Genomic DNA, 25,836 nt, shown 5'->3' on the forward strand with positions numbered 1-25,836 from the left:
CTTCGATCAACATCACGTTGCTCGTTAGCGGGAGGCGAATTCTACAGCGTTACAACCTGCTGTCAACTCCCTTTTTTCACCGCTTTCGATCAACTTCATCGAAGCCTCTTCCTCGCCAGTCAAATCGTCCAACTCGTTGATTATCAAGGAGTTTTTCGTTCTGTCTGCGCCAGAAGAGGTGCGAATTATAGAGAGATTAGAGAGGCCGTCAACCCCTAATTTCAGGTTTATTCCAAAACCAGCGTAATACGCCCGAATGCCTTCTTGCCCGCCTGGCAAACATGAGTCGCTCCCACCTTAAAGACGAACGAGCGATCAACAACTTCACCATCTATACGCACGCCACCCGAAGCAAGGAGATCCCGGGCCACTGCAGAGTTCTTAACCAGACCTGCCTTATTAAGGACGGCTGAGATCGGCATATCTTCAGGGGCACCTACGGAAATCTCCGGCAGATCGTCCGGCAGCTCGCCATCTTTCATACGGTTACCCGCCGAACGATGGGCATTGGCCGCAGCCTCCTCACTATGGAAACGCGCGACAATCTCTTCAGCCAGCTTGATCTTGATGTCACGAGGGTTCGCACCCTTCTCGCAATCCGCCTTGAAGCCATTGATCTCCTCCATGGACCGGAAGCTCAACAACTCGAAGTAGCGCCACATCAATGCATCCGGAATCGAAACCAGCTTGCTATACATGATGCCAGGCGCTTCCTGGATACCTACATAGTTACCCAGCGACTTGGACATCTTCTTCACACCATCCAGACCTTCCAGCAAAGGCATGGTGAGAATGCATTGAGCTTCCTGCCCGTAGGCGCGCTGCAGCTCGCGCCCCATCAGCAGATTGAATTTCTGGTCGGTACCACCCAGCTCGACATCGGAACGAAGAGCGACAGAGTCGTACCCCTGCACCAACGGATAGAGGAACTCGTGAATAGCGATTGGCTGGCTGCTTTTATAGCGCTTGTCGAAGTCATCACGCTCAAGCATCCGCGCCACGGTGTACTGCGACGAGAGGCGAATGAAATCCGCAGGGCTCAGCTTGTCCATCCAGGTGGAGTTGAATGCCACCTCGGTCTTGGCCGGATCAAGAATCTTGAACACTTGGGACTTGTAGGTTTCGGCGTAGTCGAGAACCTGCTCACGGGTCAGCGGAGGACGCGTAGCACTCTTGCCGCTCGGATCACCGATCATTCCGGTGAAGTCGCCAATCAGAAAGATAACGTGATGTCCCAGCTCCTGGAACTGACGCAGCTTATTAATAAGCACGGTATGACCCAAGTGAAGGTCAGGCGCCGTAGGATCGAACCCGGCTTTAATACGCAGTGGCTGGCCACGCTTGAGCTTGGCAACAAGCTCGGCCTCAACCAAAAGCTCATCCGCCCCACGCTTGATCAGCGCTAGCTGCTCTTCAACCGACCTCATATCCGTCCCCTATTAATAGCCGTTTTCAAAAGGGGCCAACCATACAAGATCAGCGCCCAATTACAAGTTTTGCCCAGCACCACGGGACGAATCGAAAGCCGATTCATCCGCAGGGTTGCTTCGCACAGGTTTTGGTTATATTTTATACAGTTATTTCATCTTCATCATGTCATTCATCTTTTCCAATTCATCTTTTTTCAAAGTCAAATTACCTATGATAGACACGCCGCCTAAAGCGCCACCGCTTTATCCCAAGACCCATCTGCTCGCAGCCAGCGGCATTGCCGCCCTGTTAAGCCTGGCGCTCCTGGTGTTTCCCTCAAGCGAAGTTGAAGCCAAAAAAACCGTCTTGAATCTGGATATGGAAGCGCCTGCTGATCAAAGCGCACCTAACCAAGACGCTCTGGAAGCGACCGAAGCCACACAATCAGCAACAGATTCTCCGTTCGCACAGATAGACAACGGCGGCGACGAAACTCAGAGCAACGCTGCCAACGAGCCTCAAACCACCGAAAACGGTGCGGTTCCAGCAGTTGCAAACAAGGATCCGAATCATCGGGAAGTCACCGTTGCGAAAGGTGACACCCTGTCCACTCTGTTTGAAAAAGTGGGCCTGCCGGCTGCGACCGTGCATGAAGTCATGGCCAGTAATAAAGAAGCCAAGCAGTTCAGCCGATTGCAGAACGGCCAGGTTTTGCAATTTGAACTGACGCCTGAAGGCCAGCTCAAGCAGCTGCACACCAAGCTGAGTCAGCTCGAAACTATCAGCCTTTCCAAAACAGACAGCGGCTACACGTTCAATCGCGAAATCAGCAAGCCAGATGTGCGTACGGCCTACATACACGGCGTGATCACCAACTCCCTGTCACAGTCCGCACAGCGCGCAGGCCTTTCGCACACCATGACGATGGACATGGCCAACATCTTTGGCTACGACATCGACTTTGCTCAAGACATCCGCAAAGGTGACGAATTCGACGTTATCTATGAGCAGAAGGTCATCAACGGAAAGACCGTAGGTACCGGCAATATCCTTTCTGCCCGTTTCACCAATCAGGGCAAGTCCTACTCCGCTATTCGCTACACGAACAAACAAGGCAACACCAATTACTACACGGCCGACGGGAACAGCATGCGCAAGGCGTTCATCCGCACGCCCGTGGACTTCGCCCGCATCAGTTCAATGTTCTCCATGGGCCGCAAGCACCCGATTCTGAACAAGATTCGCGCGCACAAGGGCGTCGATTACGCAGCACCTCGGGGCACCCCTATCAAGGCTACCGGTGACGGCAAGGTGCTACTCGCTGGCCGTCGTGGCGGATACGGCAACACCGTGATCATCCAGCACGGCGAGACTTACCGCACGCTGTACGGTCACATGCAGGGCTTCGCGAAAGGTATCCAGACTGGCGGTACGGTCAAACAAGGTCAGGTCATCGGCTATATTGGTACCACCGGGCTGTCGACAGGGCCGCACTTGCACTATGAGTTCCAGGTCAATGGCGTGCACGTCGACCCACTGGGTCGCAAATTGCCGATGGCGGATCCTATCGCCAAATCCGAAAAACAGCGGTTCATGCAGCAGAGCCAGCCACTGATGGCTCGCATGGATCAGGAAAAGGCCACCATGCTGGCCTCGAGCAAACGATAAGCCATGGCATTCTTTTATATAGGTGTGATGTCCGGCAGCAGTCTCGATGGGATCGATATTGCCCTCGTTGAGCAGGATGACCGGCCAAGATTGCTGGCAACCCACTACATCCCGATGCCGGAAGATCTGCGGGCAGAGCTGTTAGGGCTTTGCTCCAGCGGACCGGATGAGCTGGCTCGTGCAGCAATTGCTGAACAGAAGTGGGTTCGTCTGGCAGCCAAAGGCGTCCTTGCACTTCTTACCCAACAAGGCATGGTTGCCGGGCAAATCCGCGCTATCGGCAGTCATGGTCAAACCATCCGCCATGAACCCGCTCGCGGCTTCAGCATCCAGATCGGTAATCCGGCTCTGCTCGCCGAGCTGACAGAGATCACTGTAGTCAGCGATTTCCGTCGTCGCGACATCGCTGCAGGTGGCCAGGGCGCGCCGCTGGTTCCTGCGTTTCACGAGGCGCTGTTCGACGACAATAAAGACCGCCGCGCCGTGCTCAATATCGGTGGGTTCAGCAACTTGAGCCTGATCGAGCTGGATAGCCCGGTGACCGGCTTCGATTGCGGCCCTGGCAACGTCTTGCTGGACGCATGGATTCAATCTCAACGCGGCGAGAGCTTTGACCGTGACGGCGCCTGGGGCGCAAGCGGCAAGGTTGACCCTGCACTCCTGTCAGCATTGCTCAGCGACCCGTTCTTCCTGACCAAGGGCCCGAAGAGTACGGGTCGTGAAGTGTTCAACCTTGGCTGGTTGCACCACCATCTTTTCCAGCTGCCGACACTGTCAGCTGAAAACGTGCAAGCAACCCTCATGGAGTTGACCGCCCTTGCGATTACCGAGTCGTTGCAATCAGCTCAGTCCGAAACCAAAGAGCTGCTGATCTGTGGCGGTGGGGCACATAACGTTGCCCTGACCAATCGTCTTGCCGAACTGCTGCCCAACACAAAAGTCAGCAGCACAGCGGCATTCGGCGTTGATCCTGACTGGGTTGAAGCGATGGCCTTTGCCTGGCTGGCGCATTGCTGCTTGGAAGGCGTCCCAGCAAACCGCCCAACCGTGACGGGCGCACAAGGTCTGCGAGTACTGGGCGCCATCTACCCAGCCTGACTCCAGACGAACAAAAACGCCGCGCAAATGCGCGGCGTTTTTATGTGCGGAACAATCAGATGGAAAATGAAGAACCGCAGCCGCAAGTAGTAGACGCGTTGGGATTCTTGATCACAAAGCGTGAACCCTCAAGGCCTTCCTGGTAATCCACTTCTGCGCCCGCAAGGTACTGAAAGCTCATTGGATCGACTACCAGGCTTACGCCTTCGCGTTCAACGATGGTGTCATCGTCGGCCACGTCTTCATCGAAAGTAAAACCGTACTGAAAACCTGAACAACCGCCGCCAGTCACAAACACACGCAGCTTCAGGCGATCGTTACCCTCTTCATCGACCAGGGTCTTCACCTTGTGCGCAGCACCATGGGTGAATTGCAAAGCCGTTGGAGTGAAGGACTCGACGCTCATGTTAAATATCTCCCGGCGCTAAGCCGTCATAATGCGTAATGACGCGCATTATCCGCTTCTCCGAGAAAATTGGTCAACTATTCCAGAGCAGCGGCAAGTTTCAAGCCTCAAGCTGCAAGTGGTCGCACCAACCTCTTGAAGCTTGAAGCTTGAAGCTAAAAACTGCTTCTAAGGCATCATCCCGGCGTGGGACAGACCGAGCTTCTCGTCCAGCCCGAACATGATGTTCATGTTCTGTACCGCCTGGCCCGACGCTCCCTTGACCAGGTTGTCGATAACCGAAAGCACGACTACCAGATCCCCACCTTGTGGACGATGGACCGCAATACGGCAAACGTTGGCACCACGCACGCTGCGGGTTTCTGGATGGCTGCCAGCGGGCATGACATCCACGAATGGCTCGTTGGCATAACGCTTCTCGAACAGCGCCTGCAGATCGACCGATTTGTCGACGACTGTGGCGTACAGCGTGGAGTGAATACCGCGGATCATCGGCGTCAGATGCGGGACGAACGTCAGGCCGACATCGCCCCCGGCAGCGCGACGCAGCCCCTGGGTGATTTCAGGCAGGTGACGATGGCCTTTGACTGCATAAGCCTTGAAGCTTTCGTTGGCTTCGGAGTACAGCGAACCGATGCTCAAGCCACGACCCGCACCGCTCACGCCGGACTTACAGTCAGCAATCAAGCGCGTGTTATCGGCAAGCCCGGCTTCCAGCAACGGCAGGAAACCCAATTGAGTGGCGGTTGGGTAGCAACCCGGCACAGCAATCAGGCGAGCCTGCTTGATTTGCTCACGGTTCACTTCAGGCAAACCATAAACAGCATCCTTGAGCAGCTCTGGCGCACCGTGAGGCTGGCCGTACCACTTCGCCCACTCTACCGAGTCCTGTAGACGGAAGTCAGCCGAGAGGTCGATGACCCGCGTGCCCGCGTTCAGCAGTTCGCCTGCAAGCGAGTGCGCAACGCCATGGGGTGTCGCAAAGAACACGACATCACATGCACCGAGGGTCGCAATGTCAGGCACGCTGAAAGCCAGGCCATCGTAATGGCCGCGCAGATTAGGGTACATATCAGCAACAGGCAGCCCTGCCTCGGATCGAGAAGTAATAACGACCACTTCAGCTTGCGGATGCTGTGCCAACAGACGCAGCAACTCGACACCGGTGTAACCCGTGCCGCCGACGATACCGACCTTGACCATAACCTGCCCTCTACGTACCAACTGGAAAGCCGTCGATAATATGGGCCTAACGCGTCTGCGACAACCGACAACGTGACGTATGGACGCTCAAGCCACTACTATTTGCACACCGTGAACCTGGGAATAACTAAAAATGCTTTTATGGATCAAAGCTTTTCATATCGTTTCAATGGTCTGTTGGTTTGCAGCGTTGTTCTACCTGCCGAGACTTTTCGTTTACCACTCCATGAGCGAGGACGCCGTCAGCCGTGAACGCTTCTGCGTCATGGAGCGCAAGCTGTACCGGGGCATCATGGGCCCGGCGATGATAGCAACGCTGATTTTCGGTATCTGGCTGGTAGCTCTCGTACCGGGATACATGAGCCAGGGCTGGATGCATGCGAAACTCACGCTGGTCATTCTGCTGATCGGCTATCACCATGTCTGCGGCGCACAGGTCAAACGTTTCGCGCGCGGTGAGAATGGTCGCAGCCACGTGTTTTATCGCTGGTTCAACGAAATCCCTGTTTTGATCCTCCTCGCAATCGTCATTCTGGTAGTCGTCAAACCTTTCTAACTCATGACGTGACCGCTTGCTCTTGAGCAGGCGGTTCATATCGCTTTTGGTCCGACAAGGAAGCCAAGCATGTCCACTCCGCTGTTCAAGATTGTGTTCGAAGGGCAGTTGCGCAACGGTGTCGAGTTGCAAACTGCCAAGCTCAATCTTGCTCGATTGTTCAAAAGTGAAGTCACCGCGGTGGATAAGCTGTTCAATGGCAAACCCGTCGCACTCAAACGCGGACTGTCTCAAGCCGACGCTCAGATCTACCTGAATGCGCTCAATGATGCAGGTGTCGAGGCACGCATCGAAAATGACCACGTCATAATCCTCAATATCGAGGAAGTTGAAGAAAGCTCACCGGCACCCAACTCTTCTCAGACACCACCGGCCTCCCCATACGCACCTCCCCGCGCAAGTGTTATCGATGCTGAAGCAGAGCATTCGGACCTCAAGATCTTCAGCTTTCAGGGGCGGATTGGTCGCGTGCGCTATCTGGCATGGATCTCCGTGCTAGTCGTTACAGGTTTTATTGCTGCCGGCATATGCTCAGTGATCATGAGCGCCTCTCTGGTAGGTGGCGGCCTTTTGCTGGCGATAGTCGGCGCAGCGTTCTTTTTGGTTGGCCTGCAGATAGGCGCACAAAGACTGCACGACGCCGGGTGGTCGGCTTGGCTGCTGTGTCTGTACGTGGTGCCTTACATAGGTTTTGTACTGCCTCTGCTCTTGGTTCTGGCTCCAGGCAATAAAACCACTAACCGCTATGGCCCGCCGCCGCCACCGAATAACCGTTGGGTCATTCTGCTAGCCTGCATGTGGATATTCTTCATTGGCATATCGATCATTTCTGCGTTAACTGGCGGGATCCATTCCCTGAAAAATGAACTGTCGGACGTCACCACTCAATATGAGCAATCACTGCCTGATGACGATCAATAGTCTGTTGCCTATGCCCCGAACAAAACTTCGCGGCTCGCACTACGTTCAACGGAGAACCGCATGACCCGTTACGCCTTGATCACCGGGGCAACCAGCGGAATTGGCCTGGCCATGGCCGAAGCCTTGGCACGCAGAGGGCGGAGCCTGTTACTGGTCGCCCGCCAGCGCGACCTGCTGGAGACGATCGCCATTGAACTGACACAGCGTTTCGGTGTGGAGGTATTGATTCGCGCTTGCGATCTGGGCGAGCCCCTGCGCCTTTCGGGCTTCCTGCTGGAGCTGGAAGAAGAAGGTGCGCACCAGATCGACCTGCTGGTCAATTGCGCCGGGATCGGTACATCCGGCCCGTTTCTGGCTCAGGACTGGGGACTGGAGCAGGATCTGATCGACCTGAACATTCTGGCCCTCACACGCCTGTGCCATACCGTCGGCAACTTGATGGCACTGCAGGGTGGCGGGCAGATTCTAAACGTTGCGTCTGTGGCTGCGTTCAGCCCAGGCCCGTGGATGAGCGCCTATTACGCCAGCAAGGCCTACGTGCTGCACTTTTCGGAAGGGCTGCGCGAAGAGGTCAAGAAAAACGGGATCAAAGTATCAGTCCTGTGCCCTGGCCCAACGCGTACCGGCTTTTTTCGCACCGCCCTGCTTCAAGTAGGTCAACGCGGCAACCAGAAAATGATGAGTCCCGAGGAAGTGGCCCTGTATACGGTCAGGGCTCTGGCAAAGAATAAAGCAGTAATCATCCCAGGCTGGCGTAACAAGTTGATCACGTTCAGTCCTCGACTGGTATCACGCTGGATGAGCCGTACGATCGCAGGCCTGATCAACAAATCCGTCTGCCCCCGCTGACTGACAAACACTGGGCGCAGGCCGATCCCCTCAGTACACTCGGTGCGGTCCATTCATCTGCACGTTCCATCCACCACAAGGAGCAACTGGCTGTGGATACTTTGTTCACCAAGATCATCAACCGCGAGATACCCGCCAAAATCATCTATGAAGATGATCAAGTGCTTGCTTTCCACGACATCGCGCCACAAGCACCGGTCCATTTTCTGGTCATTCCGAAGAAGCCCATCCGTACGCTTAACGACCTGACGGAAGAAGATAAAGGCCTTGCCGGGCACATTCTGTTCACCGCTCAGCGCTTGGCTAAAGAGCTGGGTTGCGAGGATGGGTTTCGTGTGGTCATGAACTGCAACGAGCTAGGCGGGCAGACCGTCTATCACATTCACATGCACGTTCTGGGTCAGCGTCAAATGAACTGGCCACCAGGTTAATCCAGATATTCAATCACTTGCAGTAAGGCTGGAGCCCGCAAGGGCTCTAGCCAGCTGATCCAGCTCAAGCCTCATGTGGCTGATTGGGGTAGACTGGCGCCCATGGTTCTTCCGGAGGTGCCCATGGCTACCGAACGTCACTACTCCCCTATCGACCGTATTCTCTTGCAGGCCGACGCTGCGATGCGCACGCTTCTGCCGTCCAAGGGATACTCCCAACGCCCCTCGCCTGCCCTCGTTCAACCTGAAGTCAAGATGAGCGATGAAGAAACAAGGCACGTCGCGGGCCTGATGCGCATCAATCACACCGGCGAAGTCTGCGCCCAGGCGCTGTACCAGGGCCAGGCACTGACCGCCAAACTGCCCAACATACGCGCAGCCATGGAACATGCCGCTGAAGAAGAGATCGATCATCTGGTCTGGTGCGAGCAGCGCATTCACCAGTTGGGCAGCCATACCAGTGTGCTCAATCCCCTGTTCTATGGGCTGTCATTCGGTATTGGTGCAGCAGCGGGGCTGATCAGCGATAAGGTCAGCCTGGGCTTTGTAGCGGCGACTGAGGATCAGGTCTGCAAACATCTGAATGAGCATCTGGAACAGATACCAGCCGAGGACGAGAAGTCTCGCGCAATCCTTGAGCAAATGCGGGCTGACGAAGAACACCACGCACAGAGCGCATTGGATGCAGGCGGCTTCCGCTTCCCGACTCCGGTCAAATTTGGCATGAGCGTGTTGGCTAAAGTCATGACCAAGAGCACTTACCGGATCTGAATCGGGTAAATCGCGGACATAAAAAAGGCGCCTTTATCGGGCGCCTTTCTTTTATGCGTATATGCGTAAAAATCAGACGGCGACGTTAACGTTACGGCCGTAAAAGATTTCCAGCATTTCGTGCTTGACCTTGGCTGTCACCTGATCGCGTTGCACAGGGGACAGATTGCTGGTCGCATCGCCGAACAGGTAATTATCCAGTTCGAAGTTCTTGAGCAGCATCTTGGTGTGGAACAGATTCTCCTGATACACGTTGACGTCAGTCATCTGGTAACTGTTGCGCGTGTCTTCAGAGAGGTAGTTCTGAATCGAATTGATCTCGTGATCAATGAAGTGCTTCTTGCCTTCAACGTCACGGGTAAAGCCGCGCACGCGATAGTCGACAGTCACGATGTCCGATTCAAACTTGTGGATCAGGTAGTTCAGCGCTTTTAGCGGTGAGATCACCCCACAGGTTGACACGTCAATGTCCACGCGGAAGGTCGCGATGCCATCCACCGGATGAATTTCCGGATAGGTATGAACGGTGATGTGGCTCTTGTCGAGGTGCGCCAGGATAGTTTCCGGCAGTGGGCCCGGTGACTCTTCGATCTGGCTTTCGGTAGGCGTTACCGGCTGCTCGGAAATCAGAATGGTCACGCTGGCGCCTTGAGGATCGTAATCCTGGCGGGCGATGTTGAGGATGTTGGCGCCAATGATATCGACGACATCAGTCAGAATCCGCGTCAGGCGTTCTGCGTCGTACACACTGTTGATGTACTCGACGTAGGCCTGCTGGTCCTGCGGAGTTTCCGCATAGCAGATGTCATAGATGTTGAAGCTCAAGGTCTTTGTCAGGTTATTGAACCCGTGGAGCTTGAGTTTGCTTTTCACCGTTAAAAACTCTCTATATGTGTGTGGCCCAGGCCACGTGATCAAGCATGCCCGTCAGTTGAGCAATGCTCAGCTGCGTAGGACGGTTAACACCTCTTCGCGTTGGCGATTTTGGTTGTCTGTTCGGGAGCGGTCGCAAACAACCTGAGCAACCTGCACCCTGAAAAAGGGGCGCATTATGCAGACGTCAGGAGCTGTCTGCCAGAGTGTGCGCCGCTTTTATGATAATTGGGTGTCGTTAGCCCAATTCAACGATTTCGTAGTCGTGAGTAATCTCGACGCCAGCGTTGCCGAGCATGATGGATGCAGAGCAATATTTCTCGGCCGAAAGCTCAATGGCACGTTTGACCTGAGCCTCTTTCAGGCCACGGCCCTTGACCACGAAATGCAGATGGATCTTGGTGAACACCTTCGGGTCTTCGGTGGCGCGCTCGGCTTCCAGAAACGCTTCGCAGCTTTCCACCGGCTGACGAGACTTCTTCAGAATGCTGACCACGTCGAAGTTGCTGCACCCGCCCAGGCCAATCAAGACCATTTCCATCGGACGGACACCCAGATTGCGACCACCGCTCTCGGGTGGACCATCCATCACTACCACATGACCACTGCCGGATTCGCCGAGAAACATGGCTTCACCAGCCCATTGAATACGTGCCTTCATCGCCAGGGTCTCCACTGTAAAAAAGGCGGCCAGCTTAGCACAGCGCTCGCCGCGCTCTAATGGCGCCGATAAATACCATTTCACGACCAAGTTGTAGGAAATGTCTGAAATGGATTCAAATAGGAGCTAAAAAGCTGGCTAAATGCAATCTGCTGCCGATAACGCTAACAATGCCCTAGGCGAAGTACTTTTTCAGGACACAAGAATGCTAGCTATTCCCCTGTCATCCAAGACCAAGCACCTGGAAAAGTTTCTGGCTCATGCCCAGCGTCGTCGCTACTCGGCGAAATCCAACATCATCTGTGCCGGTGATCAATCCGAGTCCCTGCTCTACATTCTCAAGGGATCGGTCACGGTCTTGATTGAAGACGACGAAGGTCGGGAAATGATCGTGGCCTACCTCAACTCCGGAGATTTCTGCGGCGAGTTGGGGCTGTTCGAACAGCCCGGACAGGAAAATCAGCGCAGCGCCTGGGTACGAGCCAAGACGGAATGCGAAATAGCTGAAATCAGCTACAGCAAATTCCGTGAGATATCCTACCAAGAGCCGGAAATCCTTTACGCCCTGGGCGGGCAGATGGCCGAACGCCTGCGCAACACTACGCGCAAGGTACGCGACCTGGCTTTCCTCGATGTTACCGGCCGCGTGGCGCGAACATTGCTGGATTTGTGCAAGCAGCCCGACGCCATGACTCACCCTGACGGCATGCAGATCAAGATAACCCGACAGGAGATCGGTCGCATTGTCGGTTGTTCAAGGGAAATGGTCGGCCGCGTGCTGAAGGCTCTGGAGGAACAGAAGCTGGTTCACGTCAAAGGCAAGACGATGGTGGTGTTTGGTACGCGTTGAGGCGCCTAGCGCAGCAGTTATGCGCCGGACATATGTGGGAGCGGTGCTTGCCCGCGATATGGCTGGAAACGATTCGCCTTAGATCACGTTGGTTGACCTTATCGCGGGCAAGCACCGCTCCCACAGGAACGCGTTTCCAACTCAATTATTTGTATATTTCGCTAGAAGCCAAGCCTCAAACCGGACAAGCCGATCTGGTAAGCACTCGCCAACCTCTCCAACACCCCTTCAGCCGCAAACGCCTCACGCAACGCGATATGGCTATCGGCACGCACCCGCGGCTCAACTTCACAGATTTCGTTGAAACGGTTAACCGCGGCGACCATGTCATGTCGCTCGTTGTCGACCAGCAGCGCACCGTGGACCAATACCACCGGCCTCAACCCACCCTGACTCTGACGCCAGCGTTGAGCAGTCCCAACCATCTTGCGCCCATCAAGATTGACGTTGAAGCGTCCATCGCAGAACGCGCCTTCTACTTCGCCTAACGAAGCCGCGCCACCCAATTCATTCAAGACATCAAGAATCGGCTGACACAAACGTCGGTAGGCAATTTCGATACGGTCACGATCAGGGTCGCTTTTGGGCTGGGCGTAAACCAGGGCGATATTCACCGTTGCCGAAGATTGCGGGACCGGCTCACCACCCGTTTCACGCAACAGGATTAGCCAGCCACTGTCAGCAAGGGTTTCGCTGGCTTCGACAAAGCCGGGCAAGCGACTCATACGCCGCGGCATGACCAGCGCACGATCATTCGGGCGCCACAGCAGCAAGGCGAAATCGGCGTCACCTGCACACACTGAGGCGAGCAGATCCAGCTCGGCTTTAAGGCCTGCTTCGACGCAGATATCAATGACTGAATCAGACATGTTGATCCTCTGTGATGACCGTCGAAGCAGCACCCAAACCCTGATCAGTCGAGAGTGGAGCCACGGGGTGGCGTGCCGCGCTCGGGGAAGAACAAGCGTTGCAACTCATCACCGGGATGTTCGGCGCGCATAAATGCTTCGCCCACCAGGAAGGAGTACACATCGCTGATTTCCATCAGCTCCACATCGGCACGGTTGAGGATGCCGCTTTCGGTGATAACCAGGCGATCACGAGGTATGCGTGGCAGCAAATCCAGAGTGGTTTCCAGACTCACTTCGAACGTATGCAGGTTGCGGTTGTTAACGCCGACCAGTGGGGTATCGAGGGTTTTCAAGGCGCGTTCCAGCTCTTCGCCATCGTGAACCTCAACCAGCACATCTAGCCCGACGCTTTTCGCGACCGAGGCCAACTCGGCCATTTTCACGTCATCCAGTGCAGAGACAATCAGCAGTACACAGTCAGCGCCAAGGGCACGGGCTTCGATGATCTGATAAGGATCAATCATGAAGTCCTTGCGAATCACCGGCAGCTTGCACGCGGCGCGAGCTTGCTGCAGGTAAGCGTCTGCCCCCTGAAAGTAATCGATATCGGTCAGCACCGAGAGGCAGGTCGCACCGCCCTTCTCATAGCTTCGGGCTATGTCGGCAGGCACGAAGTTCTCACGAATCACGCCCTTGCTCGGTGACGCCTTTTTGATTTCGGCAATGACCGCCGGCTGCTTGCGCTTGGCCTGTTCGATCAACGCCTGGGCGAAACCACGCACCGGGTCAGCCGCTGCCGCCAGCTTCTCGACTTCAGCCAGGCTCACTGCAGTACGGCGAGCTGCCACTTCTTCGGCCTTGCGGGCGAGGATGTTTTCCAGAACTGTTGGCACGCTCATCCTTCATTCTCCTGCTTGAATACTGCGGTAAAAGCGCCTAACTCCTCCAGTTTCTCCCGGGCCAGGCCGGTATGAAGCGCGTCATGAGCCAACTCAACACCCTCTTTGAGCGTGTAGGCATGATCAGCAGCATAGAGGGCTGCGCCTGCATTGAGCACAATCATTTCCGCAGCCTTTTGACCCTGCTCAGTCTTGCGACGACCAAGCGCATCGCGGATCAGCACCAGGGAAGCTTCAGGGCCGTCAACGCTCAAACCAAACAGGCTCTGGCTTTTCATGCCCAAGTCTTCGGGCTGCACCCAATACTCAGTGACTTCACCGTTTTTCAGCTCCGCGACAAACGTCGGCGCCGCCAGACTGAATTCGTCCAGCCCGTCCTGTGAATGCACAACCAACACATGCTTGCTGCCCAGACGAAGTAACACTTCGGCCAGCGGGCGGCACAACGCCTGACTGAAGACACCTACCACCTGATGGCGGACACCGGCCGGATTCGTAAGCGGGCCGAGCATGTTGAACAGCGTGCGCAGGCCAAGATCGCGACGGGGACCGGCAGCGTGTTTCATTGCGCCATGGTGAGCCTGGGCGAACATGAAACCAATACCCACGCTGTCAATGCAGCGCGCCACTTGTACGGGCGTGAGATTGAGATACACACCCGCAGCTTCCAGCAAATCGGCGCTGCCGCTTTTGCCCGAAACTGCGCGATTGCCGTGCTTGGCAACGGTACAACCGGCTGCAGCAACTACAAAAGAAGAAGCTGTCGACACGTTGAAAATGTTGGCCCCGTCACCGCCAGTGCCCACCACATCAACCACACCGTCCAGTGTTTTCAGTTCAACCTTGTCAGCCAGCTCACGCATGACCGAAACCGCACCGACGATTTCGTCGATGCTTTCGCTCTTCATGCGCATGCCCATCATGAAAGCGCCAATCTGCGCTTCCGTGCACTGCCCGGTCATGATGGCGCGCATAACGTCGCTCATCTCGGCAGTGCTCAAATCCAGATTATCGACAACACGACCCAGAGCGGTTTTGATGTCCATTGGCTTAGTCATAACGATTCCTTAACCCTGACGGGTGCCGCCGGTTTGCTTGAGGAAGTTGGCGAACAGCTCGTGGCCCTGCTCGGTCAGGATCGACTCAGGGTGAAACTGGATCCCCTCGACGTTCAGCGTCTTGTGGCGCAGGCCCATGATTTCGTCCACAGAGCCGTCTTCAAGCGCAGTCCAGGCCGTCACTTCCAAGCAATCGGGCAAAGTGTCGAGCTTGACCACCAGCGAATGGTAGCGGGTGACGGTCAGCGGATGGTTGAGGCCTTCAAACACGCCATCATCTTCATGAACCACTGGGCTGGTCTTGCCGTGCATGACCTGACGGGCGCGCACAACGTCACCGCCGAACGCCTGACCAATTGACTGATGCCCAAGGCATACACCGAGAATCGGCAGTTTGCCCGCGAAGTGTTTGATCACTTCCAGCGAGACGCCTGCTTCATTCGGCGTGCAAGGGCCGGGCGATACGACGATGCGCTCAGGGTTGAGCGCTTCGATCTCGGCGACGGTCAATTCGTCGTTGCGGATTACCTTGACGTCGGCACCCAGCTCACCGAAGTACTGCACAACGTTATAGGTAAAGGAATCATAGTTATCGATCATCAGCAGCATTTGGCTTAAACCCATTGAATTACTGACTATTTTTTCAACCTTCAAAATCGCTGCCGATTGAGTGCCCGCTAGTGTAACGACCGGGGGTTGACCCGGAAAAGCGGCAGGGCGGAGTTTTAAAGGCGTATCAGGAGGTCCGGACAGGCCGGAAGAGAATAAGTCAGGCGCGCCAACGCCAGCGGGCGTGAGCCTTGATAACACGCATCAAGAGTTTGCTGACGATCAACACAGGGGAGGTCTCGTTTCTACGTCCCGGCACATTAGCGTACCGGGGGATGGCGTGCAATATCACATAACCTGTGCAATACGATCAAAATCTACTTTTCGAGTCACGAAACAATCAAATCTGTAAAGCCGCGGATACACATCAACCATAACGCCAACCGCCGGGCGGTTAATGACCATTTAACCGGGCGCGCAGGGTTCAGCTAGCTACTTTTCCTTAAGCATTAAAAAAACAAAAAAAGGAACCTGACCATGCTCAAACCCCGACGGTTTGCGGCGCTTGTCGCTTGCTTGCTGGTTTCAGCCTGCCCTGACAGCTGGGCAGCCTCTTCGCCTTATTCAACCATGGTGGTGTTCGGTGACAGCCTGGCCGATGCCGGGCAGTTTCCCGATGCGGATGGTCCAATCGGAGCGACGCTACGCTTCACCAACCGCACCGGACCAACGTATCAGGACGGCAGCGGCGAGGTTTTCGGCCTGAATTCATCGACCTTGCTGGGCCTGAAACTCAATATTGCTCCGGCGGACCTCGCGGCCTCGACGTCGCCAGTGAACGCCGCGTCAGGTTTGGCCGACGGCAACAATTGGGCGGTGGGAGGAGATCGTACCGATCAGATTTATGACGCGATCACCTCCCAGTCCAACGTCATCAACCCTGATAACGGAGCAGTCCTACGCAGCCGACCCGGTTACCTGATCGCTAACAACTTTCGGGCAGACCCTGACGCCCTGTACTACTTGACCGGAGGCGGCAATGATTTCCTGCAGGGCCGTGTGCTGAGCCTGTCGCAGTCCCGGGATGCTGCAGATCGTCTTGCCGACAGTGCTCAGGTCCTGCAACAAGCGGGGGCGCGATACATCATGGTCTGGCTGCTGCCAGACATCGGTCAGACGCCAGCGGTATCCGGCACGGTTCTAGCGCCCATCACTTCAATACTGAGCGGTGTATTCAATGCCCAACTGATCAGCCGCCTGGCGCAGATCGATGCGCAGATAATCCCGCTGAATATTCCACGCTTCGTTTCGGAAACGCTGGATGATCCAGCTCGTTATGGGCTCGCTGCGGATCAGAACCTGGTGGGCACATGCTTCAACGGTGACAACTGCGACGAGAACACTACCTACGGGATAAGCAGCGCTACGCCGGACCCAGGCAAGTTACTGTTCAACGATGGAGTGCATCCCACCGTCACCGGTCAGCGGCTGATCGCCGACTACGCCTATTCATTGCTGGCCGCGCCTTGGGAAATCAGCCTGTTGCCAGAAATGGCCAGCGGTACATTACGTGCGCAACAGGATGAACTGCGCGGCCAGTGGCTGGCGGATTGGGGCAATTGGCAGGGCGTCGGGCAGTGGCGTGCGATAGTCGCCGCAGGTGGTCAGAAAATGGACTTTGATGCACAGGACAACTCAGCAGAGGCTGACGGCAACGGCTACAACATGACTCTCGGCGGCAGTTATCGACTCGCTGATCATTGGCGAATCGGCATGGTTGGCGGCGCTTATCGGCAGAATCTGGACGCTGGTGAGCGGGATTCGGACTACAAACTCAATAGCTATCTGGCGACTGCCTTTGTCCAGTATCAGGCGAACCATTGGTGGGGTGATCTTGCTGCCTCAGGTGGGTATCTGGATTACGAGAACGCCGAGCGCAAGTTCGCACTGGGTATCAGCGAGGGGAATGAGAAAGGCGATACGGATGGTGAAATCTGGGGAGCCAGTGCGCGGCTAGGGTTTGATATTGCGGGTGCCAGCAGCAGTTGGCATTTGTCACCGTTTATCAGTGCCGATTACGCGCATGTGAAGGTAAACGGCTACTCGGAGAAGGGCAGCCGCTCAACGGCGCTGACCTTTGATGACCAGACTCGCAAGTCACGGCGTCTGGGTGCTGGCTTGCAGGGCAAGTTTCAGGTCACCCCCACAACGCAGCTGTTCGCCGAAGTAGCGCATGAGCGGGAGTTTGAAACTGATCAACAGGAGGTGACCATCGCCTTGAACAGCCTGCCGTTCAATGACTTCACCCTTGAGGGCTATGCGCCGCAGCGAGATCTCAACCGCGCCAGCGTCGGCTTGAGTCAAAAGTTAAGCCAGGGCCTGAGCCTGCGCGCAGGCTATAACTGGCGCAAAGATGATGATGTGACACAGCAGGGGGTTAGCCTGGGAGTGAGCCTGGATTTCTAGGCGCTCAGATACAGATCGACCAAGCTTTGCCCGCGATAAAGGCACCGGGACCTGAAGTGAACCGCATCCGGCCTCATCGCGAGCAAGCTCAGCTCCCACGGGCTCTGCGTGATGTCGTGGGGTGAAGACTCAAAAACAGAAGGTCATCGCAACAACCGGTGGGAGCGAATTCATTCGCGAATACGTCAGCCCTGACACCGCGAAGATCCTTTGAATCTGCGGTGTCGCTGCTGCCCTCTTCCCGGATGAATCCGGTCCCACAGGTCACGCGTAGCCTGCAAGGATCCGCGCTTACTGCTCCTGCTCAGCCAACGCCACCGCACGGAACATCGCCCGGCGTTTGTTCAGGGTTTCTTCCCATTCCAGCGCAGGCACCGAGTCAGCCACGATGCCGCCACCGGCCTGGACGTGCAGTTCGCCGTTCTTGATCACCGCGGTACGGATCGCAATCGCGGTGTCCATGTTGCCATTCCAGGCCAGGTAACCCACCGCGCCGCCGTAGACACCACGCTTCACAGGCTCCAGCTCATCGATGATTTCCATGGCGCGGATTTTCGGCGCACCGGACAAGGTGCCTGCTGGCAAAATCGCCCGCAGGGCATCCATCGCCGTCAGGCCGCTTTTTAACTGACCGGTGACGTTAGACACGATGTGCATGACGTTCGAGTAACGTTCAATCACCATTTTCTCGGTGAGCCGGACCGAACCGATTTCCGAAACACGACCGGTGTCGTTGCGCCCCAGATCAATGAGCATCAGGTGCTCGGCGATTTCCTTGTCGTCCGACAGCAGGTCTTTTTCCAACGCCAGATCCGCTTCTTCATTGGCACCGCGTGGGCGAGTGCCGGCAATCGGGCGAACGGTAATCAGGTTGTCTTCAACTCGGACCAGCACCTCCGGAGAACTGCCAACGACATGGAAGTCGCCGAAGTTGAAGAAGTACATATAAGGCGTCGGGTTAAAGCAGCGCAGCGCCCGATACAGATCAATCGGTGCAGCCTTGAAGTCGATGGACATACGCTGCGACGGAACCACCTGCATGACGTCGCCCGCCAGGATGTATTCCTTGATGGTGTCGACTGCCCGCTCGTAATCATCCTGCGTGAAACTGGAGCGAAATACCGGATCAGCGGCTTGCGGCCGGGTCAGGTCCAGACCACGACGCGGGGTGATCGGCTGACGCAGCTTTTCCATCAGCTCATCCAGACGTGCCAGACCGCTTTCATAAGCGTCCTGCTGTGCCGGATCGACCAGCACGATAGCGTGCATCTTGCCCGCGAGGTTATCGAACACCACGACGGCATCCGAAACCATCAGCAGGATGTCAGGCACGCCCAGCGGATCTGGATTCGGACATTTGCCGAGACGCTTCTCTACATAGCGCACACAGTCGTAACCGAAGTACCCCACCAGCCCGCCGTTGAAACGTGGCAGGCCTGGGATAGTGGGCACGTTGTAGCGCGCCTTGAACGTTTCGACGAATGCCAGCGGGTCTTCGGTTTCAAGATGCTCGATCTCGACGCCATCGTGAGTCACCCGAACATCGTGGTCGTGCACACGCAGGACGGTGCGGCACGGCAGACCGATGATCGAGTAACGGCCCCATTTCTCGCCGCCCTGCACCGACTCCAGCAGATAAGAGTTCGGTTGGTCAGCAAGCTTGAGGTAGATCGACAGCGGCGTGTCGAAGTCGGCCAGGGTTTCGTAGGCCAACGGGATACGGTTGTAGCCAGCAGCAGCCAAACGCAGGAATTCTTCGCGATTCATCATCAGCCTCGTGGGTGAGGGTTAGCAGTCAGGTAAGCAAACAGAGCCGGATGCGTATCCGGCGTGAATCAAGTCAGGCGCGCCAACGCCAGCGGGCCAGGGCCTTGATGACTTTCATCCAGAGTTTGCGAGTGACCACCACGATGGAATCTCTAAAGGAGGGATCTTTGATTTCCGGCAACAGTATCCCAGCGTCCAGATCCAGGCAACCGGGAATCAGACGCCGCAGGTCATCAATGACCAGCGCCGGGGACTCTTCCTCAATCGGTCGACCATGGTTGTAGCCGTAGCTCATGGCGACGCAGGACACGCCAGCAGCCTTGGCGGCCTGCACATCACTGCGTGAATCGCCGACGAACAGCGACTGTGAGGCCGGAATATTGGTCATCTTCATGACAAAAAACAGCGCCGCAGGATCAGGTTTCTTCGTTGGCATGGTGTCGCCACCAATGATCAGACGGAAAAATCGGCCCAGCTTCATCTCATCCAGCAGAGGCGCAACAAAGCGTTCCGGCTTGTTAGTGATCAGCGCCATCTCGACGCCCATCTTCTGCAACCATTTCAGGGTTTCGCGAACACCGGGGTAGACCGCCGTGAACTCATGCTTTTCGGCATAGAACTTCATGAAGATCTCCAGTGCCTGCTCGGCCTCAGCATCATCGACGCCACTGTGATCCAGATCATTGGCCAGGGCGCGGCGCACCAGAACGGGCGCACCGTTGCCAATCCAGTTCCGGACCTGCGCCAATCCGGCCGCGGGACGGCCCAGTTCGAGCAGCATTTTGTCCACAGCAACGGCCAGATCGGGTACCGAATCAACCAATGTGCCGTCCAGATCAAACATGATCAGTTTGGGCAGTCGCCCTGGAAACAGTTGCTCGAAGCCGCTCATGCGCGAGACAACGCCAGTTCTGCACGCATCTTGTCGATGACCTGCTTATAGTCCGGCGTGTTGAAGATTGCTGAGCCGGCGACAAAGGTGTCAGCACCGGCGGCCGCGATCTCGCGGATGTTGTTGACGTTCACGCCGCCGTCGATTTCCAGACGGATGTCCAGACCCGAGGCATCGATCAAGGCACGTGCCTCGCGCAGCTTGTTCAGCGTTCCCGGGATGAATTTCTGACCGCCAAAGCCAGGGTTAACGCTCATGAGCAGGATCATGTCGACCTTGTCCATCACGTATTCCAGCAGGTTCAGCGGAGTCGCCGGGTTGAACACCAGGCCCGCCTTGCAACCGCCCTCTTTGATCAACTGCAGCGAACGATCGATGTGCTGCGTCGCTTCCGGGTGGAAAGTGATGTAGCTGGCACCGGCTTCAATGAAGTCGCCAATGATGCGATCCACCGGGCTGACCATCAGGTGCACATCGATGGGTGCTGTCACGCCATATTTACGCAGCGCCGAGCACACCATCGGACCGATGGTCAGGTTCGGCACATAGTGGTTGTCCATCACATCGAAGTGAACAATGTCCGCGCCAGCGGCCAGCACGGAATCAACTTCCTGGCCCAGACGGGCGAAATCGGCGGAGAGAATCGATGGAGCAATAAGGAAGGGCTGCATGACGCACCTTTTTGAGCAGAATCACGGTGGCGCGCATTGTACTCCAAGACTTTCTGGAAAACTCGAACCCCTGTAGAAGCTGCCGAAGGCTGCGAAGACGGTTTGCCTGATGCCCCCCTATTCGCAGCCTTCGGCAGCTCTCATCAAACAACACGTAACTATCTGAACCCACACAGAACCTGTGGGACCGACCGGGGTGGCGCTCCACTTTATTCGGGAAGAGGCCAGTAATCCGCAACATCATCGGCGCTTGGAATGCCGTCTTCCCGGATGAATCCGGTCCCACAGGTCCCAGGTTTGCCGCGAGATTGCGGTGCCATAGACACCGGGGTCTCTCCTACAGAATTGCATCGGCTCAGAGAAGCTCAATATGCCGCGCGATAAATCTTTTCGATATCTGCGGCCGTCAGCTTGCGCGGGTTGTTGCGCATGAGGCGGTCGATCTTGCTGGCCTCCTCGGCCATCGCCGGGATGGCATCTTGTGGCACGTTGAAGCTGCGCATACCTTTGGGGATGTCGACCGCTTCGCATAAATCCGCCATGGCCTGCACTGCCTGATTGGCCGCCTCTTCATCGCTCACATGCTCAACCCGCAAGCCCATGGCTTCGGCAATGTCACGAAAGCGCTCGACACACGCCATTTTGTTCCAGGCCATCACATACGGCAGCAACAGCGCATTACTGACCCCATGGGCAATATTGAAGCGCCCTCCCAGCGGATAAGCCAACGCATGCACCGCGCCCACTCCGGCATTACCAAAAGCCATCCCGGCCATCAGGCTGGCAGTCGCCATATGCTCACGAGCGAGCAGATCAGCAGGGTTGGCGTAAGCCTTGGGCAACGCCTTGACGATCAATTTGATAGCCCCAAGCGCCAGGGAGTCGGATATCAATGAGCGATTGACTGACAGATAGGACTCGATGGCATGCACCAATGCGTCCACACCACTCGCGGCGGTAACGCTACGGGGGCAAGTGAGCGTCATCACCGGGCTGACCAGCGCCACGTCCGGCAGCAAGTAATCGCTGACAATGCCCTTTTTCAGTTGTGCTGCTTTATCGGAGAAGATCGCCACGTTGGTGACTTCGGATCCAGTACCCGCAGTAGTCGGGATTGCGATAAGCGGCGGTCCCTTGCGTTTGACCTGATCCACACCAAACAGATCGGCAAGCGGCCCGTCATGGCCAACAAACGCAGCCACGCCCTTGGCGATATCAATCGCACTGCCGCCGCCCAGGCCTATCAGGCCGTCATGACCGCCCTGGCGATAAACAGCCGTGCAGTCTTCAACGATAGAGATTTCCGGCTCGGGTTTGACCTGGTCAAAAATACCGTAGGCACGTCCACCCAAATGCTCAAGCGCAAGATCGACGGTACCGCTCTTGACCAGAATCTCGTCGGTGACAATCAGAGGTTTGTTGATATTCAGTCGGGTCAGCTCGGCGGCCAGTTGTTCAATGGCGGCAGCGCCGGTGACCAGCTTATTGGCGATTTTGAATGCAGCGATACTCATCAGCTCGGCCCTTTGGAATTGTTATGGCGAGGGAGGACGAGCAGAAGGATAGATCAACTGGAGATAGAGGCCGGCATGACACCACGCTGCATCGCGGCAAATAGAAGCCCTGTGGGAGCGAATTCATTCGCGAAGAGGAAGTTCCAACCGATAAATCCTTACTGGCTGTAACGGCCTCTTCGCGAATGAATCCGCTCCCACAGGTCGTGTTTCAATCCATGAACGTGCTGTACGCGATGTTATTCCACCGCAGTACGCAGCTTCTCGCTGCGCCCACGCAACCACTCCAGCACCAACAGCAAGACCACCGAGAAGCCAATCAACAGGGTCGCAGCAGCGGCGATAGTCGGGCTGAGGTTTTCCCGAATGCCACTGAACATCTGCCTTGGCAGCGTCGCCTGCTCTGGTCCGGCAAGGAACAGCGTCACGACCACTTCATCGAAAGAAGTGGCGAAAGCAAACAGCGCGCCCGAAATAACGCCTGGAGCGATCAGCGGCAACGTCACGCGACGAAATGCCGTGAGGGGTGACGCTCCCAAACTGGCGGCAGCCCTGACCAGATTGTAATTAAACCCCTGCAAGGTGGCCGACACGGTAATGATCACGAAGGGCACGCCGAGCACCGCGTGGACCAGAATCAACGAAAGAAAGCTGTTTCCAAGGCCCAACGGAGCAAAGAACAGATAGCTCGCCACGCCAATAATGACGACCGGCACCACCATCGGCGAAATCACCAGCGCCATCACCAATGCTTTGCCGGGGAAGTTGCCACGGGTCAGACCTATGGCTGCCAGGGTGCCGAATACCATCGCCAGTACTGTCGCGGCGGGTGCGATCAGCAAGCTGTTTTTCAACGCCCGCATCCACTCATTGGAATTGAAGAAATCCTGATACCAATGCAGCGAGAACCCTTGCAACGGGTAGACCAGAAAACTGCCGGAGTTGAACGACAGCGGAATGATCACCAACACCGGAAGCACCAGGAACAACAGAATCAGGCCACACAGGATACGCAGCGCGTAGTACCAAACGCGTTCCAGCGGCGAGGAATAAGAACTCAACATGGTAATGCTCCTCAGCTCAAACGCAGGCGGCTGGCGCCGACCAGCCAGCTATAGATCAGATAAAGCACGATGGTCGCCAACAGCAGCAAACCGCCCAATGCCGTGGCCATGCCCCAGTTGATGCTGGTATTGGTGTAGAAGGCGACAAAGTAGCTGACCATCTGGTCGTTCGGGCTGCCCAGCAATGCCGGGGTGATGTAGTAACCAATCGCCAGAATGAACACCAACAGACAACCCGCGCCGATCCCGGCATAGGTCTGCGGGAAGTACACCCGCCAGAAACTGGCAAACGGGTTGCAGCCCAATGAAATCGCGGCACGCATGTAAGTCGGCGAGATCCCTTTCATGACGCTGTAAATCGGCAGGATCATGAACGGCAGCATGATATGTACCATCGAGATGTAAACGCCCACCCGATTGAACACCAGCTCCAGCGGCTTATCGATGATGCCCACGGCCATTAACGCGCCGTTGATCAGGCCGCTGGATTGCAACAGCACAATCCACGCGGCGACCCGAACCAGAATCGATGTCCAGAACGGCAGCAAAACCAGAATCATCAGCAGGTTGCTTTGTCGCGCCGGGAGATTGGCCAACAGGTAAGCGAGCGGATAAGCCAGCACCAGACAGATCAGGGTGATCACAAACCCCATCCAGAAGGTGCGCGCAAAGATATCCAGGTAGATCGCTTGATCAGGGGTCGCAGGGGCCACTTCTCCGAGATCATCGATCCGGTGGTCAACTGCGGCCAGCAAATAATAGGGGGTGACGTTGCTGGTATTGCGTCGGATCACCTGCCAATAGGCTGGATCTCCCCACCGCTCATCCAGTGCTTCGAGTGCATCTTTATATGAGGCTGGTTCTTCCTTGAACGGCAGCGCACGTGCGGTGCTCGTCAGGAGGCTGCGATAACCGGCCAGCTCCATGTTCAGACGCTTGGACAGATCACCAAGAGTCGAATTCTTGCGGGTTTCTGCCAAGTCCATACTCAGCGCTTTGTAGACAGGCTCCGAGGGCAAGCCCTTACCGTCCCATTTGGCAACTTCGATCACGGTAGTCGGTAGAGCATTGACCACTTCCGGGTTGCCGACGCTCTTGTAGAGCAGCGCCACAATCGGTACCAGAAATACCAGTAACAGGAAGATCACTAACGGCGCGATCAATGCCTGAGCCTTCCAACGGTTGACCCGCTCGGCACGAGCCAGACGTTGCTTCAAGGTAGGGCTGGCGCCTTCAGTCAGGGGCACGGCGATGGCCATAGCGAACTCCGAAATCTTTGAACGAAGGGCGCATTCCCTACTTTAGGGAACACGCCCGGATCACACTCAGCTTTATGCGCTTACTTGGCAGCCCAAGAGTTGAAGCGCTGTTCCAGTTGCTCACCGTTGTCATTCCAGAACGCAACGTCGATCTGCACCTGTTCCTTGATGTTCTCAGGAGTAGTCGGCATGTTCTGCAGGGTTTCAGCACTCAGCAGCTTGACGGCGTCGGTGTTGGCCGGACCGTAAGCGATGTTTTCCGAAAAGGTCTTCTGCTGCTCAGGCTGCAGGCTGTACGCGATGAACTTCTTCGCCGCTTCAGCATTTTTCGAACCCTTCGGGATGGCCCATGCGTCGAAGTCGTAAACGCCGCCGGTCCAGACCACTTTGAGTTTGCTTTCTTTGGCGACCGCCGCAATGCGACCGTTGTAGGCAGAGCTCATGACCACGTCACCCGATTGCAGGAACTGCGGCGGCTGTGCGCCCGCTTCCCACCATTGAATGCTTGGCTTGAGCTTGTCGAGCATCTTGAAGGCGCGGTCCTGGCCGTCTTTGCTGGCCAGCACTTTGTAGACGTCTTTTGGCGCAACGCCGTCTGCCATCAAAGCGAACTCCAGGGTGTACTTGGCGCCTTTACGCAGGCCACGTTTGCCCGGGAATTTCTCGGTGTTCCAGAAATCAGCCCAACCGGTCGGCGCCGTGGCCAATTTGTCGGCGTTGTAAGCCAGCACAGTGGACCAGACGAAGAAGCCTGCGCCGCAATGGGAGATCGCGCCCGGCACGTATTTCGACTTGTCGCCGAACAGCGCAGGGTCGAGCTCTTCGAACATGTCTTCGTCGCAACCGCGGGCCAGCTCAGGCGATTCAACTTCTACCAAGTCCCAGGACACGCTTTTGGTGTCGACCATGGCTTTGACTTTGGCCATTTCGCCGTTGTATTCGCCTGCGATGATCTTGCCGTTGCCCGCTTTATCCCACGGTGCATAGAAGGCTTTTTCCTGAGCGGCCTTGTTGGCCCCGCCAAACGACACGACGGTCAGATCGGCAGCCATAGCTTGCGCGGCGCACATCATGCCCAGCGTAATTGCGGTGAGTTTCAAAGATTTGAGCATTTGGTTGTTTTCTCCACGAGCAGTGTTGGTTTATGCG

Annotated in this window: 25 protein-coding genes; 9 read left to right on the forward strand and 16 right to left on the reverse strand. The window is 56.2% G+C overall.

From position 1 onward, the window contains the following. Nucleotides 1–227 precede the first annotated feature (227 nt). Nucleotides 228–1,427 (reverse strand): tyrosine--tRNA ligase, encoded by a 1,200-nt coding sequence (gene tyrS / locus EE949_RS25735; protein ID WP_122666881.1) that lies wholly within the window; start codon nucleotides 1,425–1,427, stop codon nucleotides 228–230. A 214-nt stretch (nucleotides 1,428–1,641) separates the two neighbouring features. Here tyrS and EE949_RS25745 point away from each other — a divergent pair, with 214 nt between their 5' ends. Together EE949_RS25745 and EE949_RS25750 are read left to right on the forward strand one after the other, a co-directional pair. Next, entirely contained in the window at nucleotides 1,642–3,078 is a 1,437-nt protein-coding gene (locus tag EE949_RS25745; protein ID WP_122666882.1) for a peptidoglycan DD-metalloendopeptidase family protein, read from the forward strand. A 3-nt stretch (nucleotides 3,079–3,081) separates the two neighbouring features. Next, nucleotides 3,082–4,176 (forward strand): anhydro-N-acetylmuramic acid kinase, encoded by a 1,095-nt coding sequence (locus tag EE949_RS25750; protein WP_122666883.1) that lies wholly within the window; start codon nucleotides 3,082–3,084, stop codon nucleotides 4,174–4,176. 55 nt (nucleotides 4,177–4,231) lie between these two features. On the opposite strand, the gene erpA is transcribed toward EE949_RS25750, so the two are convergent. Together erpA and argC are read right to left on the reverse strand one after the other, a co-directional pair. Beyond that, nucleotides 4,232–4,582 (reverse strand): iron-sulfur cluster insertion protein ErpA, encoded by a 351-nt coding sequence (gene erpA, locus EE949_RS25755; RefSeq protein ID WP_027900658.1) that lies wholly within the window; start codon nucleotides 4,580–4,582, stop codon nucleotides 4,232–4,234. 168 nt (nucleotides 4,583–4,750) lie between these two features. Next, nucleotides 4,751–5,785: an N-acetyl-gamma-glutamyl-phosphate reductase gene (gene argC / locus EE949_RS25760; RefSeq protein WP_095101166.1), complete on the reverse strand. Its 1,035-nt coding sequence runs from the start codon at nucleotides 5,783–5,785 to the stop codon at nucleotides 4,751–4,753. A 133-nt stretch (nucleotides 5,786–5,918) separates the two neighbouring features. On the opposite strand from argC, the gene hemJ reads away from it, so the two are divergent. The 5 genes from hemJ to coq7 all read left to right on the forward strand — a co-directional run bounded on the left by hemJ (nucleotide 5,919) and on the right by coq7 (nucleotide 9,313). Then, complete coding sequence (gene hemJ / locus EE949_RS25765) at nucleotides 5,919–6,341, forward strand: protoporphyrinogen oxidase HemJ (protein WP_122666884.1); 423 nt, start codon at nucleotides 5,919–5,921, stop codon at nucleotides 6,339–6,341. A gap of 69 nt (nucleotides 6,342–6,410) precedes the next feature. Then, a complete protein-coding gene (locus tag EE949_RS25770; protein WP_122666885.1) occupies nucleotides 6,411–7,262 on the forward strand; it encodes a DUF805 domain-containing protein in 852 nt (283 codons plus the stop codon). A 60-nt stretch (nucleotides 7,263–7,322) separates the two neighbouring features. Continuing rightward, the gene (locus tag EE949_RS25775; protein ID WP_122666886.1) at nucleotides 7,323–8,111 is read left to right on the forward strand and encodes an SDR family NAD(P)-dependent oxidoreductase; all 789 of its coding nucleotides are present in this window, start codon (nucleotides 7,323–7,325) and stop codon (nucleotides 8,109–8,111) included. Nucleotides 8,112–8,203: 92 nt separating this feature from the next. Then, nucleotides 8,204–8,542: a histidine triad nucleotide-binding protein gene (locus tag EE949_RS25780; RefSeq protein WP_027900662.1), complete on the forward strand. Its 339-nt coding sequence runs from the start codon at nucleotides 8,204–8,206 to the stop codon at nucleotides 8,540–8,542. 123 nt (nucleotides 8,543–8,665) lie between these two features. After that, complete coding sequence (gene coq7, locus EE949_RS25785) at nucleotides 8,666–9,313, forward strand: 2-polyprenyl-3-methyl-6-methoxy-1,4-benzoquinone monooxygenase (protein WP_122666887.1); 648 nt, start codon at nucleotides 8,666–8,668, stop codon at nucleotides 9,311–9,313. 72 nt (nucleotides 9,314–9,385) lie between these two features. Here coq7 and speD read toward each other — a convergent pair whose 3' ends face one another. Continuing rightward, nucleotides 9,386–10,186: an adenosylmethionine decarboxylase gene (speD, locus tag EE949_RS25790; protein WP_027900664.1), complete on the reverse strand. Its 801-nt coding sequence runs from the start codon at nucleotides 10,184–10,186 to the stop codon at nucleotides 9,386–9,388. Between the two features lie 238 nt (nucleotides 10,187–10,424). Further along, nucleotides 10,425–10,847 (reverse strand): OsmC family protein, encoded by a 423-nt coding sequence (locus EE949_RS25795; protein WP_122666888.1) that lies wholly within the window; start codon nucleotides 10,845–10,847, stop codon nucleotides 10,425–10,427. A gap of 205 nt (nucleotides 10,848–11,052) precedes the next feature. Between EE949_RS25795 and crp the strand changes: the two genes are divergently transcribed. Continuing rightward, complete coding sequence (gene crp, locus EE949_RS25800; protein WP_122666889.1) at nucleotides 11,053–11,697, forward strand: cAMP-activated global transcriptional regulator CRP; 645 nt, start codon at nucleotides 11,053–11,055, stop codon at nucleotides 11,695–11,697. A 161-nt stretch (nucleotides 11,698–11,858) separates the two neighbouring features. On the opposite strand, the gene EE949_RS25805 is transcribed toward crp, so the two are convergent. From EE949_RS25805 to EE949_RS25820, 4 genes are read right to left on the reverse strand one after another with little or no spacing between them, the layout of a single operon-like run. After that, nucleotides 11,859–12,566: a lipoate--protein ligase family protein gene (locus tag EE949_RS25805; RefSeq protein WP_122666890.1), complete on the reverse strand. Its 708-nt coding sequence runs from the start codon at nucleotides 12,564–12,566 to the stop codon at nucleotides 11,859–11,861. A gap of 44 nt (nucleotides 12,567–12,610) precedes the next feature. Beyond that, a complete protein-coding gene (gene trpC, locus EE949_RS25810; protein ID WP_122666891.1) occupies nucleotides 12,611–13,447 on the reverse strand; it encodes an indole-3-glycerol phosphate synthase TrpC in 837 nt (278 codons plus the stop codon). After that, nucleotides 13,444–14,493, reverse strand: a complete 1,050-nt coding sequence (gene trpD, locus EE949_RS25815) for an anthranilate phosphoribosyltransferase (protein WP_087268787.1) — start codon at nucleotides 14,491–14,493, stop codon at nucleotides 13,444–13,446. The genes trpC and trpD overlap by 4 nt, the downstream gene beginning before the upstream one ends. Before the next feature lie 21 nt (nucleotides 14,494–14,514). Continuing rightward, nucleotides 14,515–15,114, reverse strand: a complete 600-nt coding sequence (locus EE949_RS25820) for an aminodeoxychorismate/anthranilate synthase component II (RefSeq protein ID WP_122666892.1) — start codon at nucleotides 15,112–15,114, stop codon at nucleotides 14,515–14,517. Nucleotides 15,115–15,591: 477 nt separating this feature from the next. Here EE949_RS25820 and estP point away from each other — a divergent pair, with 477 nt between their 5' ends. Then, nucleotides 15,592–17,520 (forward strand): esterase EstP, encoded by a 1,929-nt coding sequence (gene estP / locus EE949_RS25825; protein WP_122666893.1) that lies wholly within the window; start codon nucleotides 15,592–15,594, stop codon nucleotides 17,518–17,520. A gap of 291 nt (nucleotides 17,521–17,811) precedes the next feature. Here estP and trpE read toward each other — a convergent pair whose 3' ends face one another. The 7 genes from trpE to EE949_RS25860 all read right to left on the reverse strand — a co-directional run bounded on the left by trpE (nucleotide 17,812) and on the right by EE949_RS25860 (nucleotide 25,799). Then, nucleotides 17,812–19,287, reverse strand: coding sequence for an anthranilate synthase component I (gene trpE, locus EE949_RS25830; RefSeq protein ID WP_122666894.1), 1,476 nt, complete (start codon nucleotides 19,285–19,287; stop codon nucleotides 17,812–17,814). A 73-nt stretch (nucleotides 19,288–19,360) separates the two neighbouring features. Continuing rightward, nucleotides 19,361–20,179, reverse strand: a complete 819-nt coding sequence (locus EE949_RS25835; RefSeq protein ID WP_122666895.1) for a phosphoglycolate phosphatase — start codon at nucleotides 20,177–20,179, stop codon at nucleotides 19,361–19,363. Next, the gene (gene rpe / locus EE949_RS25840; RefSeq protein ID WP_027900674.1) at nucleotides 20,176–20,850 is read right to left on the reverse strand and encodes a ribulose-phosphate 3-epimerase; all 675 of its coding nucleotides are present in this window, start codon (nucleotides 20,848–20,850) and stop codon (nucleotides 20,176–20,178) included. Before rpe ends, EE949_RS25835 begins: the two co-directional genes overlap by 4 nt. Before the next feature lie 365 nt (nucleotides 20,851–21,215). Beyond that, nucleotides 21,216–22,364 carry an iron-containing alcohol dehydrogenase gene (locus EE949_RS25845; protein WP_122666896.1) on the reverse strand — a complete coding sequence of 383 codons (1,149 nt, stop codon included), beginning with the start codon at nucleotides 22,362–22,364 and terminating at the stop codon, nucleotides 21,216–21,218. A 239-nt stretch (nucleotides 22,365–22,603) separates the two neighbouring features. Further along, nucleotides 22,604–23,428 (reverse strand): ABC transporter permease, encoded by an 825-nt coding sequence (locus EE949_RS25850; RefSeq protein WP_122666897.1) that lies wholly within the window; start codon nucleotides 23,426–23,428, stop codon nucleotides 22,604–22,606. Nucleotides 23,429–23,439: 11 nt separating this feature from the next. Continuing rightward, the gene (locus tag EE949_RS25855; RefSeq protein WP_122666898.1) at nucleotides 23,440–24,687 is read right to left on the reverse strand and encodes an ABC transporter permease; all 1,248 of its coding nucleotides are present in this window, start codon (nucleotides 24,685–24,687) and stop codon (nucleotides 23,440–23,442) included. A gap of 80 nt (nucleotides 24,688–24,767) precedes the next feature. Next, complete coding sequence (locus EE949_RS25860) at nucleotides 24,768–25,799, reverse strand: ABC transporter substrate-binding protein (protein ID WP_122666899.1); 1,032 nt, start codon at nucleotides 25,797–25,799, stop codon at nucleotides 24,768–24,770. Between the last annotated feature and the right edge of the window lie 37 nt (nucleotides 25,800–25,836).

Origin of the sequence: Pseudomonas viridiflava (assembly GCF_900602065.1) — a bacterium.
In the GTDB taxonomy this organism is placed as follows: Bacteria; Pseudomonadota; Gammaproteobacteria; order Pseudomonadales; family Pseudomonadaceae; genus Aquipseudomonas.

Coding starts and splice junctions, on each gene's coding strand:
- rpe (WP_027900674.1), bottom strand. CDS start 20,850: ATGCAGCCCTTCCTTATTGCTCCATCGATTCTCTCCGCCGATTTCGCC.
- tyrS (WP_122666881.1), bottom strand. CDS start 1,427: ATGAGGTCGGTTGAAGAGCAGCTAGCGCTGATCAAGCGTGGGGCGGAT.
- EE949_RS25835 (WP_122666895.1), bottom strand. CDS start 20,179: ATGAGCGGCTTCGAGCAACTGTTTCCAGGGCGACTGCCCAAACTGATC.
- trpD (WP_087268787.1), bottom strand. CDS start 14,493: ATGGACATCAAAACCGCTCTGGGTCGTGTTGTCGATAATCTGGATTTG.
- trpC (WP_122666891.1), bottom strand. CDS start 13,447: ATGAGCGTGCCAACAGTTCTGGAAAACATCCTCGCCCGCAAGGCCGAA.
- EE949_RS25770 (WP_122666885.1), top strand. CDS start 6,411: ATGTCCACTCCGCTGTTCAAGATTGTGTTCGAAGGGCAGTTGCGCAAC.
- EE949_RS25745 (WP_122666882.1), top strand. CDS start 1,642: ATGATAGACACGCCGCCTAAAGCGCCACCGCTTTATCCCAAGACCCAT.
- EE949_RS25855 (WP_122666898.1), bottom strand. CDS start 24,687: ATGGCCATCGCCGTGCCCCTGACTGAAGGCGCCAGCCCTACCTTGAAG.
- EE949_RS25775 (WP_122666886.1), top strand. CDS start 7,323: ATGACCCGTTACGCCTTGATCACCGGGGCAACCAGCGGAATTGGCCTG.
- EE949_RS25750 (WP_122666883.1), top strand. CDS start 3,082: ATGGCATTCTTTTATATAGGTGTGATGTCCGGCAGCAGTCTCGATGGG.
- trpE (WP_122666894.1), bottom strand. CDS start 19,287: ATGAATCGCGAAGAATTCCTGCGTTTGGCTGCTGCTGGCTACAACCGT.
- argC (WP_095101166.1), bottom strand. CDS start 5,785: ATGGTCAAGGTCGGTATCGTCGGCGGCACGGGTTACACCGGTGTCGAG.
- hemJ (WP_122666884.1), top strand. CDS start 5,919: ATGCTTTTATGGATCAAAGCTTTTCATATCGTTTCAATGGTCTGTTGG.
- EE949_RS25860 (WP_122666899.1), bottom strand. CDS start 25,799: ATGCTCAAATCTTTGAAACTCACCGCAATTACGCTGGGCATGATGTGC.
- EE949_RS25805 (WP_122666890.1), bottom strand. CDS start 12,566: ATGTCTGATTCAGTCATTGATATCTGCGTCGAAGCAGGCCTTAAAGCC.
- EE949_RS25850 (WP_122666897.1), bottom strand. CDS start 23,428: ATGTTGAGTTCTTATTCCTCGCCGCTGGAACGCGTTTGGTACTACGCG.
- estP (WP_122666893.1), top strand. CDS start 15,592: ATGCTCAAACCCCGACGGTTTGCGGCGCTTGTCGCTTGCTTGCTGGTT.
- EE949_RS25820 (WP_122666892.1), bottom strand. CDS start 15,114: ATGCTGCTGATGATCGATAACTATGATTCCTTTACCTATAACGTTGTG.
- crp (WP_122666889.1), top strand. CDS start 11,053: ATGCTAGCTATTCCCCTGTCATCCAAGACCAAGCACCTGGAAAAGTTT.
- EE949_RS25795 (WP_122666888.1), bottom strand. CDS start 10,847: ATGAAGGCACGTATTCAATGGGCTGGTGAAGCCATGTTTCTCGGCGAA.
- coq7 (WP_122666887.1), top strand. CDS start 8,666: ATGGCTACCGAACGTCACTACTCCCCTATCGACCGTATTCTCTTGCAG.
- erpA (WP_027900658.1), bottom strand. CDS start 4,582: ATGAGCGTCGAGTCCTTCACTCCAACGGCTTTGCAATTCACCCATGGT.
- EE949_RS25845 (WP_122666896.1), bottom strand. CDS start 22,364: ATGAGTATCGCTGCATTCAAAATCGCCAATAAGCTGGTCACCGGCGCT.